The sequence below is a fragment of the Pseudoalteromonas sp. TAP-3C genome (assembly GCF_059888565.1).
This window is the reverse complement of record NZ_CM187618.1, coordinates 385,077-403,259: the sequence shown is the minus strand read 5'-3', so window position 1 is coordinate 403,259 and position 18,183 is coordinate 385,077. Positions and strand designations below refer to the sequence as shown.

Below are 18,183 nucleotides of genomic sequence, written 5' to 3'. Positions count from 1 at the left end.
GATTAAGCAATGCTCTTACCAGTTATTTTTCGCTTTGCTTGCCACGCTTTCGCTACTAAACGCAGCATAAGTGCCATTAAAATAACGCCGCAAATAAAGCTTAACCAATGGGGCAGTACTTCATGCTCTTCACCGAGTAATGGGGTGACAACAAAGCCAAACTCAGCCACTAAATAATCAGTTAAAAAACCAAATATTAGCGCCACACCAATCACCCCAGTTAAATAAGCGGCCACAGCACGTTTACCAAGTTCATTTGCCACAACACCCAATGTAGCGATATTCGTTGCAGGCCCTGCGAGCATAAACACTAACACCGCCCCCGGAGATACCCCGCTCAATAATAAGCCAGCGGCAATGGGCGTAGATGCGGTGGCACAAATATACATGGGTATACTTACCAATATCACCACCAACATGGCAACAATACCGCTGCCCCATTGCGTTAAAAATGACTCTGGCACATAGGTTTGTACCAGTGCCGCAAAGAACAAACCAATCATTAACCACACCATGGTATCTGATAACAGTTTATTACAGCTAAAGCTTATCGCTTGTTGCATCTTTTGCCATGAACTTTGTGATGTTGCGCTTGGTGTATCGCAACAGCTGGTTTTAGCTTCAGGTTTTACTGGTTTGGGTGCACAACAACTCGCTTTAACTTCAGGTTCAACTGATTTAGACGCACAGCAACTGGTTTTTGCTTTAGGCTCCGCTGGTTTTGCTTGCTGCTTGTCAGTATCTCGTCCTACTAATACACCTGCAACAATGGCACTGCAAATTGCAGCAATAGGTCGAATAATCGCCATAAATGGGCCTAATAACACATATGATACTGACACCGAATCAACCCCAGTTTCAGGAGTCGACACTAAAAACGCAGTGGTCGCACTTTTTGAAGCACCAGCACGTCTTAAGCCAATTGCAGCAGGAATAACACCACATGAACACAACGGCATTGGTGCGCCAATTAAAGCGGCTTTCACTGTGGTCCAAAAGCCTTCTTTACCTAAATGCTTATTTAAAAAATTTACCGGTAAATACACATTTAATAACCCAGCAATCAGCAAACCAAGCATTAACCAAGGGGCAGATAATAAAAATAACTGCCAAAAGTTATTGAGTAAGTCCATCGATGTCCTCCAAAGTGGTTAATATTGAACAGTTATCTGCGGGCTCTTAGCCGCCACAGCATTTATCAGCAAGCACTGATAGCGATTGATGAAAACGTGTTAGTTCAGCAATGCGCTCTGCAACGAGATCACGCTTTTGTATTGTTAACTCTTTGACTTCATGGCATGAGTGCTGATGCTTTTTAAATTTAATTTGCAGCAACTCTTTGATCTCAGCCAAGCTAAAGCCAACATTTTTAGCGCGTAAAATAAATTCCATTTGCTTTAATGCTGCTTCACTATAATCGCGATAACCAGCTCCGGTTCGACTTGATGGCGTTAACAAATTATGTTTTTCATAGTATCTTAGAGTATCGGTAGAAACACCTAACTGATTAGCAAACTGACCTATTTTCATCTGAGTCTCCAATGAGTCTATTATCAACTGATGTCAACTATAAACCTTAGAGTACACATCAAGGTCAAGCATTAAAATTATTTTATTTAATAAGGACAGCACATGAATATTACTCTTCTCGATACTGCCACATTAGCAGGTACATCACTTGAACCTTTTCAATCACTTGGCAATTTCACCAGCTACCCACTAACCAGCCCAGCACAAGTATTAGCGCACAGTGCAGGCGCTGATGTGTTGATCGCCAATAAAGTACTACTAAATCGCGAAACATTGGCAAAACTTCCTGAGTTAAAGCTCATTTGTGTTGCCGCTACAGGCACCAATAATGTTGATTTAAATGCCGCAAAAGACTTAGGCATTGCAGTCACTAATGTTGCAGGTTATTCAACCCCCTCCGTTGTGCAACACACCTTTTCGCTAATCACAAATTTATTAGGCAATACTCACCGCTACCAGGCTGATTGCCAACAAGGCGCATGGCAAAAAAGTGAGATGTTTTGTCGACTTGATCACAGCTTTAATGACATTCAGGGTAAAACGTTCGCTATTATTGGCGGTGGTACTTTAGGCAATGCCGTATCTAAAGTTGCAGAGGCATTTGGCGCCCATGTAATTATTGCAGAGCGCAAAGGCGCCGCCTGTCGTGAAGGTCGCACACCTTTTGAAACAGCAATAAAAATAGCGGATATTATTAGCATTCACTGCCCACTTAATGATGAAACGCGCGACTTAATTACCCTTGCTGAATTAAAGTTAATGAAGCCAACAGCGCTCATTATTAATACCGCACGCGGTGGGATCATCAACGAAGCCGATTTAGCACACGCCTTAAAAACCAATATTATTGCTGGTGCGGGCGTTGACGTACTGACCAAAGAGCCTGCTGAGCAAAGCAATCCACTGGCTAATTACACAGGCGATAACTTATTACTGACCCCGCATATAGCGTGGGCCAGTACAGAATCTATAGTGCGTTTAGTAAAAGAAGTGAGTTTAAACATTGCCGCATTTGCTCAACAAGCATCGCGTAATCGCTTAGTTTAATGCTGTAAAAGTAAGTTACAAAATAACTAAATGGCTTTTTAATTTTATTTTTAAAAAACACTTTTAATTATTGTTGGCTCAAAACTCACGCGAGAACATGAGCCAACATAGTTTGTTATAAATTTTCCTCCGCAAATGAAGCTAGCCTGCTACGTACCACGCCATTAAGATTAACCGTAGCGCCACCTTCAAAATGCTTAAATCGCTCCACAATATAGGTCAATCCCGAGGTAACAGCGGTAAGATAATTACTGTCAATTTGCGCTAAATTACCGGTGCAAATAAGCTTAGTGCCTTCTCCGCAACGGGTAATAATGGTTTTTAGCTGAGAAGCGGTTAAGTTTTGACTTTCATCTAAAATCACCACCGCATTTTGAATACTACGGCCACGCATAAAATTCACCGACTTAAACTGGATATTGGCTTTTTCCATAATATAGTTGCGACTCGAAACTGGGTTTTCATCGCCTTTGTGCAGTACTTCTAAGGTATCGGTAATGGCAGCCAACCAGGGCGCCATTTTTTCTTCCTCGGTACCCGGTAAAAAGCCAATCGATTCAGCAATTTCAGGCGTGTTTCGAGTTACAATGACTTTGTCGTAAATGCCTTTTTCTATTACCATTTCAAGCGCACAAGCTAAGGCAAGTAAGGTTTTACCACACCCTGCGGGGCCGGTTAAAATAACAAGTTCAATAGAGGTATCAAGCAGTGCATCGAGCGCCATTGCTTGGTAAATATTTTTTGGTTTTATTCCCCAAGCGCTTTGATGCATTAGTCGCTCTGCACCAATATCTTTAATGGTAATGTGCTCACCATCATACGATTTAACTCTCGCAGCAAACTGATCGCCATCATCAAGTAAATATTCATTACAAAACACATCAGGAATTAAATCTTTAGGGATATGATGAACTGTTTCACGCCCGTGTTGCTCAGTGTTGCACTGACCAACATGCTGCCAAAAATCTCCCTCTATCTTTTTGTAACCACTAGTAAGCAAAGCAATATCGTCAATGAGTTGATCTGTACGATAATCCTCAACATATTTAAGCCCCGCCCCTTTGGCTTTTAAGCGCATGTTAATATCTTTAGTCACCAGTATCACTTTTTTATCACTGTGCTGGTTTTGTAAATGCACTGCGCAGTTAATGATACGGTGATCATTTTCATTGCCTGGTAAACCAGAAATAGAATCAGCAAATAAATGATCGTTTACTACAACTAGACTCCCGGTTAAACCAACTTTTTTATTACTTGGCAAGGCGACGCCTTGTAACATTTGTTCAGGAGTTGCTTGGCTTAATACACCATCAAGGCCACGAATTGCGACCCGAGCGTCGCGACTCACGTCATGCTTTCTGTCCTTTATATGATCAAGCTCTTCTAACACCGTCATGGGAATAACCACTTGATGCTCTTGAAAAGACAAGTATGCCAGGGGTTCATGAAGCAATACATTGGTATCTAACACATACATTTTACAATCAAGGTTTGACGTTTTTCCCATAATACTTTCCTTACGTTTTATGATTTTTATGCTATACCCAATAAACTAATCAATAAACATAATTAACTACTTAGGTATAGTTTGAGTTTAGTCTATTTATCATAAAAGTCTGTTTTATGACAAATATCATTTAGTTTGAATTTCCTACTAAAAATGCGCGCCAATAGGCGCTTACAGGTGGGAATAATTATTACTTATAAAATTAATTAAAAGTCAGGCAACTCGCGCCTTGCAGTGGTGATATCTAACAGGTAACATAGCCGCCTTTTTCTTCATAGACGAGACATACATGAATTTTTCCTTAGGTCAGCGTTGGATCAGTGATACAGAGTCAGATTTAGGATTGGGCACCGTTGTTGCTATTGATGGTCGCCAGGTCAGTATTTTATTTCCTGCCAGTGGTGAAAACCGTGTTTATTCTTCTGCAGAAGCACCCGTGACCCGTGTAGCATTTAATCCTGGTGATGTGATCAAAAGCGTTGAAGAATGGGAACTACAGGTTGAATCTATTGAAGTGCAAGGCGAATTACTGTGTTATCACGGTGAACGTATTGATAACGGTGAAAAAGTACAATTAAAAGAAACCTTTTTAGATCATTTTATAAAATTTAATAAACCACAAGACCGTTTATTTGCAGGTCAAGTAGACCGCTTTGATCGGTACACTTTGCGCTACCAAACTTGGTTACACCAATTTGAACGCCAACAATCACCCATTAAAGGTTTAATTGGTCAACGCGCTAACCTTATTCCGCATCAGCTATATATTGCCCAAGAAGTGGGTAAACGTTTTGCGCCGCGTGTATTACTCTCTGATGAAGTAGGTTTAGGTAAAACCATTGAAGCTGGGATGATTTTACATCAACAAATTATTACTGGCCGCGCCAGCCGTGTGCTCATTATTGTACCTGAAAACTTACAGCACCAATGGTTAGTAGAAATGCTACGCCGTTTTAATTTACACTTTTCTATTTTTGATGAAGAGCGCTGTGACGAAGCCTTTGCTGATTCGCCAAATGTATTTGATACCGAGCAACTAGTACTTACCAGCCTTGAATTTTTAACTAAGAAAAAACGTTGGTTTGAACAAGCAACGTTAGCCGACTGGGATTTACTGGTTATTGATGAAGCCCATCACCTAAGTATTAACAACAACAAACCCAGTGCGGAATACCAGCGCATGGCAGAGCTAAGCCAAGATATTCCAGGGCTCATTTTATTAACAGCAACGCCTGATCAGCTTGGTCATCGTAGCCATTTTGCGCGCTTACAGTTACTCGATCCAGACCGTTTTTACGACTACGATGTGTTTAAAGAAGAAGAAGCAAATTACAAAGACGTTGCACAGGCCGCTAATCAATTACTGCAAGAGCAAGCATTGGATGACAGCGCCAAAGCCACATTGATTGAGCTATTAAAAGAAACCGATATCACCGATATTCTTGAAAAAGCACAGCAAGGCGACCTTGCTGCACGTAAAGAAATTTTAAATATGTTATTGGATCGTCACGGTACTGGGCGTATATTATTTAGAAATAGCCGCAGCGGTATTGATGGCTACCCAAGTCGTAAGTTACATGCCTACCCTATGGCTTTACCTAAGCAATATAAAACAGCAATGACCGTACTCGGTAATATGAGCGGCATTCAAAATGCAGAGCTCAGTGCTCAACGTGCCCTGTTCCCTGAAAAAATATTTCAAGAATTTGAAGGCCAAAGCGCCAGCTGGGGTTTATTTGACCCCCGCGTAGATTGGTTAATTGACACGCTAAAAACGCTCAAACGTGAAAAAGTACTGCTTATTTGTGCTAAAGCCGAAACAGCCATTAGCCTAGAGCAAATATTACGTGAACGCGAAGCAATTAAAGCGTCGGTATTCCACGAGGGCATGTCGATTATTGAACGTGACCGTGCTGCCGCATTTTTTGCCGATGAATACGATAACGCACAAATACTGCTGTGCTCTGAAATTGGTTCAGAAGGGCGTAACTTCCAGTTCTCGCATCACTTAGTGTTATTTGATTTACCCCTAAACCCAGATTTACTTGAACAACGTATTGGCCGATTAGACCGCATTGGACAAACACAAGACGTTAATATTCATGTGCCTTATTTTGAAAACACTGCACAAGAAGTGCTACTGCGTTGGTACAACGAAGGGCTAGATGCGTTTGAAAGCACTTCAACTACAGGGCAGTTACTGTACAAAGAGTTTAGTGAAGATTTACTTGAATATATTGCAGCGCATAATTGTGACGAAGATGAGCTAGATCCATTACTTGAACAAGTTGCACAGAAAAATGCGGTATTACGTAAACAAATGGAAAGTGGACGCGATCGCTTATTAGAGTTGCATTCATCAGGGCAAGGCGCTGCTGATTCGCTCGTGGATGAGATTGAAAAGCTGGATAATCGGTTTGAATTGCCAAGTTACATGATTAATGTGTTTGACACCTTTGGCGTAAGCCAAGAAGATAAAGGTGAAAACACTATTATTTTAAAACCCACTGAGCATATGTTAAATGCCTCATTTCCTGCGTTAAAAGAAGATGGCATGACGGTGACGTTTGACCGTGATACTGCGCTTTCGCAAGAAGATGTGCACTTTATTAGTTGGGATCACCCTATGGTGCAAGGCACTATGGATATGATTTGCGATGATGACTTTGGCAGTGCGTCAGTGGCGTTACTTAAAAACAAAAAGTTACCACCTGGCACCTTTTTTGTTGAGTTGATATTTGTTGCCGAAGCCATGGCACCAAAAGTACTGCAAGTGGGCCGCTTTTTACCGCCTACCCCAATTCGTATATTACTCGATAAGAGCTGCAATAACTTAGGTGAAAACGTTGGCTTTGATGGTTTTAATCAGCAACTTTCTGCGGTAGGTCGTCAAACAGCGAGTAAATTAGCGGGTGCATTACAAAGTGCGGTACACCCGATGATCGACACCGCAAAAGATATGGCGCAGCAAAAGTTGGATGTTATTCGTGCTGAAGCATTAGCCAAAATGCAAACATCGCTAAATGAAGAGCAACAGCGATTAGTTGCACTGAAGCAAATTAACCCAAACATTCGCCAAGAAGAAATTACCTTTTACGATAAACAACGCAATGAGCTAACCGCACATATTGAAAAAGCGCAGTTAAAACTCGATGCCATTCGTTTGATAGTGGTTTCGCACTAAGGAATCTAGTTGTCAGTTGTCAGTTGTCAGTTGTCAGTTGTCAGTTGTCAGTTGTCAGTTGTCAGTTGTCAGTTAAAGATTACTAACGTGGGTGTATTGAAAGAAAGCGCGGTATTTATATCGCGCTTTTTTCATCTAGACATGTCAAAAACGCCACTTCGCTATAAGCGAGTTGTTATATAATTTAACATTCAAAAAATATTTATAAATCAATGCCATTCATCAGTATCTTGACCGCCTAAAATAGCCATTATTTCAACATCCGTTGCTGAAATTCTGTAATAAATACTGTCTGAGCCACAAACGGCACGCCAATAACCTGTACGAATATGATCAACTGATTGGTAGCAATAAGGATTGGCAGCTAGCTTTTCAAACATAGAAAAGAAACTGTAAAAGTAAATATCTGCTTGCTGTTGTGAAAATGCTTTGCAACCATATTGATAAATACGACGTAAGTCTTCTTTGGCATCGTTTGAAAGTTTAAATGTGCGCACTACTTAATGCTTGCTTTAAATTCTGCTAACATTTCATCGGCAGATTGAGCACTAAAACCGCTCTTTTCTGCGTTAGCAAGCTTACTATTTATAGCTTCAGCCCTTCTTGCACGGCGAATTAAATCATTTACCAATTCACTTTTATTTGCGTAATCACCGATGTTCTCAACGTGATTACGTAGCCATAAATCATTTTGTTCAGTAAGTGAAATACTTTGTCTTGCCACAATAAATTTCCAAAATGTTAATCTGGTGCAATTTTACACCAGATTAAAAAATATGCAATTAAACTTTTACCTTTTCCCTTGAGCCTTTGCGTTCACTCCACTAAAATAGCGCACTTCAAAATCACTGAGGTCTGCCGTGTTAGTTAATTACAATCCCCCTATGAGTCCGTATTTAACTATACTGTTTCAAGACGATGATTTACTTATTATAAATAAGCCTAGCGAGTTACTCACCGTCCCCGGTAAAGACCCAAAACACGCCGATAGCTTAATTAATCGTGTGAACCGTGTTTTTCCTAGTGCTAAAATTGTTCACCGTTTAGATATGGCCACCTCTGGCATACTGTGCTTAGCAATGAATAAAGCCGCGCATCGGCATTTAAGCATGCAGTTTCAAGAGCGTGAAACTGCAAAACGCTATATTGCCCGAGTTTATGGGCAGCTTGAAACTGAAATAGGCTCAGTTGACTTACCCCTTATTTGTGATTGGCCAAATCGCCCTAAGCAAATGGTTGATCACGACAACGGTAAACCTTCACTTACCCACTTTAAAGTGCTGGAGCACGAAGCGGATGCAACCCGCGTAGAGCTGACTCCCATTACTGGGCGCTCACACCAATTACGCGTGCATATGTTAAGTTTAGGCCACCCTATTTTGGGCGATCGTTTATATGCCCATAAAGACGCGCTCGCAGCGGCTCCTCGATTACAGCTTCATGCACAAATGCTGCAACTAAAACACCCTGTTACAGAGCAAGTTTTAACATTTGAAGTGCAGCCCGAATTTTAAATAAACCTGCAAATAGCTAAACTTTTATAACTCTGCGCCGATACTTAACTACTGTTTATTATTTAGGTTGATTATGGTTGTTGCGCAATTTATAAAAAAGTCACTCTTGGCGTTATTCGCTGGGTGCTTGTTAATGCATTGGCAAACGGGTGCCGTTGAGCATATTTCGCCAATGCCATACTCAACCATCATTGAAAAAGATATTAAACGCTTAGCGCCAGGGGATGAAATTAAAACCGTTGAGCTTGGCGAGACCGCATTTTTAACCTTGTATCGTGAATACATGAGCGCCGATTTTAGAGGGGTAGTGATCCTCATCCCCGATTGGCAATCAACCCCTACCAACAATGCCGGGATGAATTTTTTACGTAAAGAGCTAAACACTCATGGTTTCACCACCTATGCGATGACCGTGCCCGATATTAACTGGCAAACAGTTAATGATAATGAACAACAAGCCAATGAACCCGCTTTAACAGATAACACCGCAACCGAGCCCCCTCACTATGTTGATTACATTGAGCAGGTCGATATTGAAGTGTTAGATAACTACAAAACGAATTTAATTTCTCGCTATGAGGCGCTTTATCAGCAAGCAAGTGCTGTTTCTAGCGATATTGTTGTGATTGCTCAGGGGACAAGTGCTGGGGTATTAATGGAATATTATGCTGATTTTTCAGATTTACAAATTAACGCTTTTATTAGTTTAAGTAGCTTTTTACCCAATACAAAACGTAATGCACGCTTAAGCCAAACCACCTCTTTGGTGACACCCGCATTATTGGATATTTATTTTTCAGGCGATCATAATGATATTTTAATGAATCTTAAAAATCGTCAGCGTTGGGTTAACCGCAACGCTAAATTTGACTATCGCCAGCGTCAGTTATTTGGTTTACGCGATGCGCCTTCGCAACATGCTCGTTTAAGCAAAGAGATCGACGGCTTCTTACGCCGCCTTTTTTAAATACTCGTAAGCCGCTTGAATATCTTGGCTTTTTTTAACAGCGACTTCCATCATATGTTTAGGTAAACCTTGCGATACCAGTTTATCAGGATGGTGCTGCGACATAAGTTTACGATACGCCACTTTGATATCTCGTTGCGATGCTTGTTTATCTAAACCAAGTAGCGCTAATGCTTGTGAGCGGTTCATGTCATTACTTGGCGGTACACGGTGCCCTGAGCCTTCGCGATAACTGCTGCTTTGGCTTTGTTGCTGTTTATAGCGTTGTTGTTGCTGCCTAAAATTAAACTCTGCTTGATAACGTTTTAGTACAAAAGCAAAATGCGCTTTAGATACGCCCAGCTGTTTGCTTACCTCTTGTAATAATTGCTTTTCTTGTGTGGCAAGTACCCCATCAGAAAACGCCATCTGAATTTGAATTTCTAAAAAAAGTTGCAATAAATCATAACGTTTAGCAAAGCGTTCTTTAAAATCATAAACCGTGTCTTTGAGTGAAAAGTCGCTGTCTTTACCCGATTGAAACGCGTGTTGTGCTTCACGGCGTTCGTCGCCTTTTAAGCCCATTTCATCCATAAACAACGTCGCCGCTTTAATGTGGGTTTCATTAACACGGCCATTCGATTTAGCAATATGCCCCATCACCGCAAAGCAACTGGAAAAAAACAGTGCTTGGCGCTCGTTAACATCATCACCCTTAAATAAGTTAGAAAAGCCCCCCGCTTTATCAAAGTCTTTTTTGAGGCTTTTATCAAACATATGCCCTAGGTATAAGCCTAAAATGGCACCAAATATTTTGCCAAACATAAAACCAAAACAGAAACCGAGAATTTTTCCCCACATTTTAAAACTTACCTCTATGTTTTATATTTAGCTTATGATGCTAATTGTTGGTTAAGAGCCGATAAACGCTCTGGCGTACCTACATCGTCCCATTGGCCAATATAGAGCTCGGTGGAGACTAAATGTTCATTTAATTTTTCACGTAACAAAGGCCCTAACAGACGAATGCCTGGAGCTAGCCCCTCAAAAAAATCAGCTTGATAGCGGCCTATCCCTGAAAAAGTATATCGCTGATCACCTGTTAGAAAGTGGCTTAATGAAAAATCGCCCTCGGGATTATGTGCAGGGTTTTCAACTAATACGATGTGTGCTTCTTTTGGCTGTAAATGCAGCTGCATTAATGCACTGACATCGTAGTCACTGTAAACATCACCATTAATAACAATAAATGACTCCCCTAATAACGCCAGTGCTTGAATAATACCACCAGCGGTTTCAAGCCCGCCTGACTCTTCTTGGCTATACGTTATATTAACGCCCCATGCACTGCCATCAGCAAAATAGCTCTTTATTTTATCTCCATGCCACGCAAGGTTTATCACAATTTCAATAATGCCTGCTGCTTTTAGGCGCATAATATGATGCTCAATAAGCGGTTTACCTGCCACGCATAACATAGGTTTTGGCAACTGTGCGGTGAGCGGCATCATACGTTTGCCACGTCCGGCGGCTAAAATCATGGCTTTCATCGTTGCTCCTGCTTTAACCGCTGTTGCACCTTTTGCACCACGCTAGTTTTTATCCAAGCCGATAAGTCGCTAAGCTCAGGGTATTGTGCCGCCACCTCTATTACGTATTCAAGTGTCGGGAGAATATTTGCTAAGTACCCTTTTTTACCATCTCGAAGATACAGGCGACAAAAAATACCGGCAGCTTTTAAATGACGCTGTAAGCCGGTTAAATCAAACCAATATTTAAATTGTACAAATGACTGATGAGTAACTAAACCTTGGCGCTTAAATTCGTGATAACCAAACTCAAGTAACTTTGCAAGTTCATGCTCAGGTAATTTAAAATAACAGTCTCGCAAGAGTGACACTAAGTCGTAGCATAAAGGGCCTTGTACCGAATCTTGATAATCAATAATCGCCCATTGTTGGCCGCAGCGCATAATATTACGGCTATGGTAATCACGGTGCATAGTAACTTTGGGTTGCTCAAGCAGTGTATTTATTAGCAGCGCGGTACTTGTTTGCCAAATGTTTTGCTGCTCATCACTGAGTTCTGCGCTAATAAAGTCATTAACCAGCCAATTTTTAAAAATATCCAGCTCTAATGCAATAAAGTCACGGTCATAAGCAGCCATTGCTGGCGAACCCGGTGTTTTTGCCCATTGCGCGCTTACACTAATCAGCTGCTGATAATAATCGCTGCGATTAGCCTCCTCAAGTAAGTCGGCTAAATGGGTGCTGCCCAAATCACTTAAAATAAAAAAGCCCTGCTGCTCGTTACTATAAATAATACGTGGCAACAAAAAACCCTGCTCAGAAAACACTTTGTTTAATGCAATATAAGAAACATTGTTAACTTTTTTGGGATCTGAATCCATGACTATAAAATCACTATTTTCAGTACTTAACCGGTAATAACGGCGAAAACTAGCGTCAGCGGTTATTGCATTAAGTGTACAAAATTGCTCACTAAAGTGGGTATAAATAAACTGTTGTAGTCTCTCAAAGCGTGTCATTTTATAAGCTATCTATTTTTCACTAATTACTTTGCCTTTGTTTTCCTTTATTATATATAGCTTATAACTAATTACAGAGCATAAAGGTCAATAAATGAGCAAAACCTGGGGCATTTTGATGCTAAGCGTACTGAGCGCACCATCGTTTGCCGAAACTGAACTGACACACAATCTTTGTGGCACTTCAATGCAAACCAGAGCTTGGCAACCGCTTGCAGGCCTTACGCTTGGAACGGTTGATATCAGCGCTGACGATGTTGAACTTTTAGGCACACAAAGCGCTGAATTTACTGGCAATGTAGATATTAACACCGTTAACATGAGTTTGTCCGCACAATCAGCATTGATTGATAAACAACGCGGGCTACTCAATGCCACCGGCCCAATTATCTATCGCGATTATGTGAGCAAAGTTCAAAGCGCAGGCTTAAATGCAGATTTAAACAACTCAACATTTAGCTTGTTAGGCGCACAATATAGCCTAACACAACAGCAAGGCAAAGGCGGCGCAGAAAAACTCACCATTGATAAGTCTGGCTTAATGCTGATGAATGCAAGCTTTACCGCCTGCCCTGGTGAAACGCCTGTCTGGGCGATTGAAGCCGATGAAATTAATCTGTCCCGTGAAGAGGGTTGGGGTGAAACGTATAATGCCATATTACGTATTTTAGATACGCCGGTACTCTATCTACCCTATTTTACTTTCCCACTCGATGAACGACGCAAATCAGGCTTGTTAACGCCTAGCTTTTCAAGCTCCGATCGCTATGGGTTAGAAACCATTACGCCTTATTATTGGAATATTGCGCCAAATTACGATGCCACAATTACACCTCGTTATATGTCGCGCAAAGGCTTGCAGCTACAAACTGAATTTAGGTATTTAACACAACAGCACCAAGGTTTGGTCGCTATAGAGTATTTAAATAAAGACGATTCTGAGCCTGAGCTTGACCAGCGTTTTTTGTTTCATTGGCAGCAAAAAAGTTATGTGGGTGAAAACTGGCGTGCCAGTGTTGATATTACCAATGTCAGTGATGACAACTACCTCACTGATTTAAACTCAGCCTATGCAAGCAAAACCGATACTCAGCTTTATCGCACTGGTTCACTTACTCACATGGGCGAGATGTGGCGTACTGACATAAAAATACAAAACTTTGAAGTGCTGGGCGATCACTTAGAATCATACACTGCATTACCACAAATTAGCTTTACGCAAACCACACCGTGGAAAGTTAATTATTTTGATTTTAGTGTTTCAGGCGAAGTCAGTCATTTTACTAACAGCTCAGCGGTTATTGATCAAGCGACTCGTGTACATATAGAACCTAAAGTGCAATTTGATCACAAGGAGTATGCGTGGTCATTTTTATCTGAAGTGAGTTTATTGCAAACCAACTATAAACAAGACGGTGATTTACAAGGAACTCAGTACAGTGAAAATGTTTCGCGAACACTGCCTAAGGTGCGTTTATATTCTCAACTTAATTTTGAGCGTGACACTTCACTATTTATCGCTGACGGTATTCAAACCTTAGAGCCACAAATTCAGTATTTATACACCCCTAACAAAGACCAATCTGACATTGGTTTATTTGACACCACAAAGTTACAAGATGACTTTTTTGGGTTGTTTAGAGATACGCGTTTTTCAAGTGTTGACCGAATTGCTGCCGCAAATCAATTTACCCTTGGGGCTACAACCCGTTTATTTGATAATAAAAATGAGGAAGTATTTAACTTCAGCGCGGGGCAAATCTTTTATTTAAATGACTCGGCTAAACCCACAGAGCAAGGACCAAACAGCAACAGTAACTACAATGCCTTGTTTGCAGCGCAAACCATGTTACATTGGCATCGCCGCTGGTATTTATCCGGTGGTATTCAGTACGACACAGATGGCAAACAAATTATTCAGTCAAATTTAACCTTAGACTATAAAGGTGACGATAATCAACTAGTGCAATTGAACCATCGCTATGCAAATGATGTCTCAGGAAATACAATCGAACAAGCCGGTTTATTTACTAGTATCCCTATCAGTGATGAATGGCAATTTATTGCAAGTTACCATCGAGATCTTGATAATAACCGAAGTATTGAAGCATTTAGTGGATTACAGTACGAATCGTGCTGTTGGGCGTTCCAAATTACCGGTCATCGCCAAATTGAAACTGATTTAAATCAGTCAATTGGGCAACCCCAAGCCACTTTTGATTCAAGTATTCGTTTAAATTTTGTATTAAAAGGTCTTGGTAGCAAAGGTCGTTATGATGCTCAAAAACTATTACAACAAGGTATTTTTGGTTATCGTAGGCCGTATTTTCTTAATGACTAAAGCGCTTTTTTTATAGTAAAAATTTACAAATAACTATACCAATTTAGACGCATTTAGCATTACAACAGTACTATTAGTAAGAGTAGTAAAAAGAATATGAATTTAAAAAAATTATTAACATCAGCAGTTTTAACGTTCAGCTTATGCCAAAGTGTATTTGCCGCCCCAGTCGAAATAGATAAAGTAATTGGTATTGTAAACCAAGGCGTTATTTTAAAAAGTGAAGTTGCCACTATTGTTGAACGTGTAAAAAAACAAGCACAAGAGCAAGATCAGCAGTTGCCAAAAGACGAGACCTTGCGTGTTCAAGCAATCGAACGTTTAGTAAATCAAACCTTAATGATGCAAATGGCTGAACGCATGGGGTTAGAAATTTCAGATAGTCAACTTGACCAAACGCTCGCCAACATGGCAAAAGAGCAAGGCGGCACTATCGCTGATTTACGCCGTACTATTGAAGCCTCAGGTGAAAGCTTTCAAGCCTACCGTGAAGAAATTCGTAAAGAGATCACCACTCAACAGGTTACTCGTGCCAACGTAGACCGCCGTATTTATGTAAGTGACCAAGAAGTTGACAACTTACTAAAAATTATGGATAGCCAAGGTCAAAATGCAGAAGAGTATGATATTGGCCACATCCTTATTGATATTCCAAGTGGGGCAAGTGCAGAAGATGTTAGCTCTGCAAAAACGCGAGCGGATAAAGTGATTGAGCTATTGCAAGATGGCCAAGAATTTAAGCGTATTGCTATTTCATCATCAAGCGGGTCAAAAGCCCTAGAAGGCGGCCAGTTAGGTTGGATGGGTATTAACGAAATGCCCTCGCTATTCGCTGAGGCTGTAAAGGGCAAGAAAAAGGATTCAATTATTGGCCCTCTTCGCTCTGGTGCAGGCTTTCACATCATTAAAGTACAAGATGTACGTGGTCGCCAAGTAGTAGAAACCACTGAAGTTAAATCTCGTCACATCCTTATTAAGCCTTCAATTATTTTAAGCGAAGAAAAAGCGCGCACTATGTTAGCTGGCTTTGTTAAAGACTTACGCGCAGGCGATGCCGACTTTGCAGAACTTGCTAAAGCGCATTCACAAGACCCAGGCTCGGCGCTTAAAGGCGGTGAATATGACTGGACCGATCCAACAACTTACGTTCCCGCGTTTAGAGATACATTGCTATCACTTGAGCAAAACGAGATCAGTGACCCATTTAGAAGTCAGTTTGGCTGGCACATAGTGCAATTATTAGACAAACGTATTGCAGATAAAACCGAGCAAGCTAAACGCAACCGCGCACATGGCATGTTGTTTAATCGTAAATTTAAAGAAGAAAGCTTTAACTGGCAGCAAGAAATGCGCGAACAAGCCCATGTTGAAATTTTCCCAATAGACGAATAATTATGACCTTAAGAATTGCGGTTACCCCTGGTGAGCCCGCTGGCATTGGTCCAGACTTGCTACTCAAATTGGCACAGCATAGTTGGGATGCACAACTTGTTGCCATTGCTGACGCGTCGCTATTAAAGCAGCGAGCTAAACATTTAGGCCTAAGTATTAAGTTAATTGAATTTAATGAACACGCTAAAGCCACGCCAACCGCTGCTGGCAGTTTATACATTAAACAAATTGATTTAGCCGCCCCTGTTGAAATGGGGGTGCTTAATGACGCCAATGGCCAGTATGTTTTAGATACATTACGCATTGCTAGCGAAAAGAATATGGATGGCACGTTTGATGCCGTAGTTACAGGCCCTGTGCATAAGGGGATTATTAACCAAGCTGGTATTTCTTTTAGTGGCCATACTGAGTATTTTGCTCAGCAGTCAGGCACAGCCGATGTGGTTATGTTGTTAGCTACTGAAGGATTGCGCGTAGCTTTGGTAACAACGCATATTCCGCTTGCCTATGTTGCTCGTGCTATTACACAGGAGCGACTCATTAAAGTGGCTAGCATTCTAAATCATGACCTAAAAACCAAGTTTGGTATTGAGCAACCGAGAATCTTAGTGTGTGGATTAAACCCCCACGCCGGAGAAGACGGTCACTTAGGTCGAGAAGAAATAGACACCATAACCCCAACGCTTGAAATATTAAGGGCAGAGGGAATGAACCTAATTGGCCCTTTACCAGCCGATACATTATTCCAAGATAAATACCTAAATGAAGCCGATGCAGTGCTGGCTATGTATCACGATCAGGGATTACCTGTGTTAAAATACAAAGGATTTGGTAAGTCAGTGAACATAACACTGGGGCTGCCATTTATTCGCACCTCAGTTGACCACGGTACTGCGCTCGATTTAGCCGGTACAGGCGACGCTGATGTTGGCAGTTTTGAATTAGCGATCCGCGAAGCAATTAAGCTCGCCCATGAAAAAGCACAGAATCAATGACCGATAAAGTACACTTAGGACACCGCGCCCGTAAACGTTTTGGCCAAAACTTTTTATTCGATGAGTCAATCATCGACAAAATCGTTAGCGCTATCGATCCCCAGCCGCAAGATAATTTAGTAGAAATTGGCCCAGGCTTAGGCGCTATTACCGAGCCTGTTGTTGATTTAAGCGGCCACTTAACCGTTGTAGAGTTAGATAAAGATTTAGCCCAGCGTTTAATTGAACACCCATTTTTAGGGCCAAAATTAACCGTAAACCAAGGCGATGCAATGAAGTTTGATTTTGCAAGCCTAGTTAAAGATGACAAAAAGTTAAAAGTATTCGGCAACCTACCGTACAACATTTCAACCCCTTTATTGTTCCACCTTTTTGAATTTGCTGATCATATTGAGCACATGCACTTTATGCTGCAAAAAGAAGTGGTAAAACGCATGGTAGCAGGCCCAGGTAGTAAAACCTTTGGTCGTTTGAGTGTGATGACTCAGTATTATTGTAATGCAATGCCTGTGGTAGAAGTACCGCCTGAGTGTTTTAAACCGGCGCCTAAAGTCGATTCTGCGGTTATTCGCTTAATCCCTAAAAAAGCACAGCAACGCACCGCTAAAAGCGTTAAAATATTAAACACCGTTTGTTTAGAAGCGTTTAATCAACGCCGTAAAACATTACGCAATAGCCTAGGCAACCTGTTAACCGCTGAAGAGTTAACTAGCATTGGCATTGATATTACTTTGCGTGCTGAGAGCCTATCGTTACAACAATTTATTGATATAGCTAACTGGATTTATGACAACAAGCAGTAATATAGGATCACCTGTAAAGGTATCTGTAGAAACATTTTATGTACAAGAGCAGTCGCAACCTGAACTAAATAAGTTTGTGTTTGCTTACTCCGTTACTATAAAAAATCACAGCTTATGCAGTGCAAAACTGTTAAGACGCTATTGGTTGATCACTGATGCCAATGGCAAAGAAGTTGAAGTGCAAGGCGAAGGGGTGGTGGGTGAAACGCCTAATATTGCCCCCGGCGAAAGCTACCGCTATACCAGCGGAGCAATAATAGATACACCGGTAGGCACCATGCAGGGTTATTACACCTTACGCAACGAATTTGGTGCTGAGTTTGAAGCGCCTATAAACGTGTTTCGTTTAGCCTGCCCTAATATTTTACACTGATAA

The 18,183-nt window shown here is 41.1% G+C and carries 17 protein-coding genes; 9 read left to right on the top strand and 8 right to left on the bottom strand.

Annotation, left to right across the window (positions count from 1 at the left end):
- Positions 1-2: 2 nt before the first annotated feature.
- The gene (locus AC6H44_RS01835) at positions 3-1,133 is read right to left on the bottom strand and encodes an SO_0444 family Cu/Zn efflux transporter (protein ID WP_500737134.1); all 1,131 of its coding nucleotides are present in this window, start codon (positions 1,131-1,133) and stop codon (positions 3-5) included.
- A gap of 46 nt (positions 1,134-1,179) precedes the next feature.
- Positions 1,180-1,530, bottom strand: coding sequence for a Zn(2+)-responsive transcriptional regulator (zntR, locus tag AC6H44_RS01830; RefSeq protein ID WP_500737132.1), 351 nt, complete (start codon positions 1,528-1,530; stop codon positions 1,180-1,182).
- 102 nt (positions 1,531-1,632) lie between these two features.
- On the opposite strand from zntR, the gene AC6H44_RS01825 reads away from it, so the two are divergent.
- Positions 1,633-2,577 (top strand): D-2-hydroxyacid dehydrogenase, encoded by a 945-nt coding sequence (locus tag AC6H44_RS01825; protein WP_500737131.1) that lies wholly within the window; start codon positions 1,633-1,635, stop codon positions 2,575-2,577.
- A gap of 115 nt (positions 2,578-2,692) precedes the next feature.
- Here AC6H44_RS01825 and AC6H44_RS01820 read toward each other — a convergent pair whose 3' ends face one another.
- The gene (locus tag AC6H44_RS01820; RefSeq protein WP_500737130.1) at positions 2,693-4,084 is read right to left on the bottom strand and encodes a PhoH family protein; all 1,392 of its coding nucleotides are present in this window, start codon (positions 4,082-4,084) and stop codon (positions 2,693-2,695) included.
- A 289-nt stretch (positions 4,085-4,373) separates the two neighbouring features.
- On the opposite strand from AC6H44_RS01820, the gene rapA reads away from it, so the two are divergent.
- Positions 4,374-7,268 (top strand): RNA polymerase-associated protein RapA, encoded by a 2,895-nt coding sequence (rapA, locus tag AC6H44_RS01815; RefSeq protein ID WP_500737129.1) that lies wholly within the window; start codon positions 4,374-4,376, stop codon positions 7,266-7,268.
- 209 nt (positions 7,269-7,477) lie between these two features.
- On the opposite strand, the gene AC6H44_RS01810 is transcribed toward rapA, so the two are convergent.
- Both AC6H44_RS01810 and AC6H44_RS01805 read right to left on the bottom strand, forming a co-directional pair.
- Entirely contained in the window at positions 7,478-7,765 is a 288-nt protein-coding gene (locus AC6H44_RS01810; RefSeq protein WP_500737128.1) for a type II toxin-antitoxin system RelE/ParE family toxin, read from the bottom strand.
- On the bottom strand, positions 7,765-7,992 hold the full coding sequence (locus AC6H44_RS01805) for a ribbon-helix-helix domain-containing protein (protein ID WP_033103989.1): 228 nt from the start codon (positions 7,990-7,992) through the stop codon (positions 7,765-7,767). The genes AC6H44_RS01810 and AC6H44_RS01805 overlap by 1 nt, the downstream gene beginning before the upstream one ends.
- A gap of 136 nt (positions 7,993-8,128) precedes the next feature.
- Here AC6H44_RS01805 and rluA point away from each other — a divergent pair, with 136 nt between their 5' ends.
- Positions 8,129-8,782 (top strand): bifunctional tRNA pseudouridine(32) synthase/23S rRNA pseudouridine(746) synthase RluA, encoded by a 654-nt coding sequence (rluA, locus tag AC6H44_RS01800; protein ID WP_500737126.1) that lies wholly within the window; start codon positions 8,129-8,131, stop codon positions 8,780-8,782.
- A 73-nt stretch (positions 8,783-8,855) separates the two neighbouring features.
- On the top strand, positions 8,856-9,749 hold the full coding sequence (locus AC6H44_RS01795) for a DUF3530 family protein (protein WP_500737125.1): 894 nt from the start codon (positions 8,856-8,858) through the stop codon (positions 9,747-9,749).
- Here AC6H44_RS01795 and djlA read toward each other — a convergent pair.
- From djlA to AC6H44_RS01780, 3 genes are read right to left on the bottom strand one after another with little or no spacing between them, the layout of a single operon-like run.
- The gene (djlA, locus tag AC6H44_RS01790; RefSeq protein ID WP_500737123.1) at positions 9,732-10,589 is read right to left on the bottom strand and encodes a co-chaperone DjlA; all 858 of its coding nucleotides are present in this window, start codon (positions 10,587-10,589) and stop codon (positions 9,732-9,734) included. The two genes, AC6H44_RS01795 and djlA, sit on opposite strands and share 18 nt — an antisense overlap.
- Positions 10,590-10,621: 32 nt before the next feature.
- Positions 10,622-11,278, bottom strand: a complete 657-nt coding sequence (gene murU / locus AC6H44_RS01785) for an N-acetylmuramate alpha-1-phosphate uridylyltransferase MurU (protein WP_500737121.1) — start codon at positions 11,276-11,278, stop codon at positions 10,622-10,624.
- Entirely contained in the window at positions 11,275-12,276 is a 1,002-nt protein-coding gene (locus AC6H44_RS01780; RefSeq protein WP_500737119.1) for an aminoglycoside phosphotransferase family protein, read from the bottom strand. Before AC6H44_RS01780 ends, murU begins: the two co-directional genes overlap by 4 nt.
- A 94-nt stretch (positions 12,277-12,370) precedes the next feature.
- Here AC6H44_RS01780 and lptD point away from each other — a divergent pair, with 94 nt between their 5' ends.
- From lptD to apaG, 5 genes are all read left to right on the top strand, one after another.
- Positions 12,371-14,617, top strand: coding sequence for an LPS assembly protein LptD (gene lptD, locus AC6H44_RS01775; protein WP_500737118.1), 2,247 nt, complete (start codon positions 12,371-12,373; stop codon positions 14,615-14,617).
- Between the two features lie 96 nt (positions 14,618-14,713).
- Complete coding sequence (surA, locus tag AC6H44_RS01770) at positions 14,714-16,009, top strand: peptidylprolyl isomerase SurA (protein ID WP_500737117.1); 1,296 nt, start codon at positions 14,714-14,716, stop codon at positions 16,007-16,009.
- A 2-nt stretch (positions 16,010-16,011) separates the two neighbouring features.
- Positions 16,012-17,004, top strand: coding sequence for a 4-hydroxythreonine-4-phosphate dehydrogenase PdxA (pdxA, locus tag AC6H44_RS01765; RefSeq protein WP_500737116.1), 993 nt, complete (start codon positions 16,012-16,014; stop codon positions 17,002-17,004).
- Positions 17,001-17,807 (top strand): 16S rRNA (adenine(1518)-N(6)/adenine(1519)-N(6))-dimethyltransferase RsmA, encoded by an 807-nt coding sequence (rsmA, locus tag AC6H44_RS01760; RefSeq protein ID WP_500737115.1) that lies wholly within the window; start codon positions 17,001-17,003, stop codon positions 17,805-17,807. Before pdxA ends, rsmA begins: the two co-directional genes overlap by 4 nt.
- Positions 17,791-18,180, top strand: coding sequence for a Co2+/Mg2+ efflux facilitator ApaG/CorD (gene apaG / locus AC6H44_RS01755; protein WP_500737113.1), 390 nt, complete (start codon positions 17,791-17,793; stop codon positions 18,178-18,180). The genes rsmA and apaG overlap by 17 nt, the downstream gene beginning before the upstream one ends.
- The last annotated feature ends 3 nt before the right edge of the window (positions 18,181-18,183 follow it).

Excerpts from the sequence above, each read along its gene's own strand:
- surA (WP_500737117.1), top strand. The coding sequence starts at position 14,714 with ATGAATTTAAAAAAATTATTAACATCAGCAGTTTTAACGTTCAGCTTA.
- AC6H44_RS01780 (WP_500737119.1), bottom strand. The coding sequence starts at position 12,276 with ATGACACGCTTTGAGAGACTACAACAGTTTATTTATACCCACTTTAGT.
- AC6H44_RS01825 (WP_500737131.1), top strand. The coding sequence starts at position 1,633 with ATGAATATTACTCTTCTCGATACTGCCACATTAGCAGGTACATCACTT.
- apaG (WP_500737113.1), top strand. The coding sequence starts at position 17,791 with ATGACAACAAGCAGTAATATAGGATCACCTGTAAAGGTATCTGTAGAA.
- lptD (WP_500737118.1), top strand. The coding sequence starts at position 12,371 with ATGAGCAAAACCTGGGGCATTTTGATGCTAAGCGTACTGAGCGCACCA.
- rapA (WP_500737129.1), top strand. The coding sequence starts at position 4,374 with ATGAATTTTTCCTTAGGTCAGCGTTGGATCAGTGATACAGAGTCAGAT.
- djlA (WP_500737123.1), bottom strand. The coding sequence starts at position 10,589 with ATGTGGGGAAAAATTCTCGGTTTCTGTTTTGGTTTTATGTTTGGCAAA.
- AC6H44_RS01835 (WP_500737134.1), bottom strand. The coding sequence starts at position 1,133 with ATGGACTTACTCAATAACTTTTGGCAGTTATTTTTATTATCTGCCCCT.
- pdxA (WP_500737116.1), top strand. The coding sequence starts at position 16,012 with ATGACCTTAAGAATTGCGGTTACCCCTGGTGAGCCCGCTGGCATTGGT.
- AC6H44_RS01820 (WP_500737130.1), bottom strand. The coding sequence starts at position 4,084 with ATGGGAAAAACGTCAAACCTTGATTGTAAAATGTATGTGTTAGATACC.
- rsmA (WP_500737115.1), top strand. The coding sequence starts at position 17,001 with ATGACCGATAAAGTACACTTAGGACACCGCGCCCGTAAACGTTTTGGC.
- AC6H44_RS01795 (WP_500737125.1), top strand. The coding sequence starts at position 8,856 with ATGGTTGTTGCGCAATTTATAAAAAAGTCACTCTTGGCGTTATTCGCT.
- murU (WP_500737121.1), bottom strand. The coding sequence starts at position 11,278 with ATGAAAGCCATGATTTTAGCCGCCGGACGTGGCAAACGTATGATGCCG.
- zntR (WP_500737132.1), bottom strand. The coding sequence starts at position 1,530 with ATGAAAATAGGTCAGTTTGCTAATCAGTTAGGTGTTTCTACCGATACT.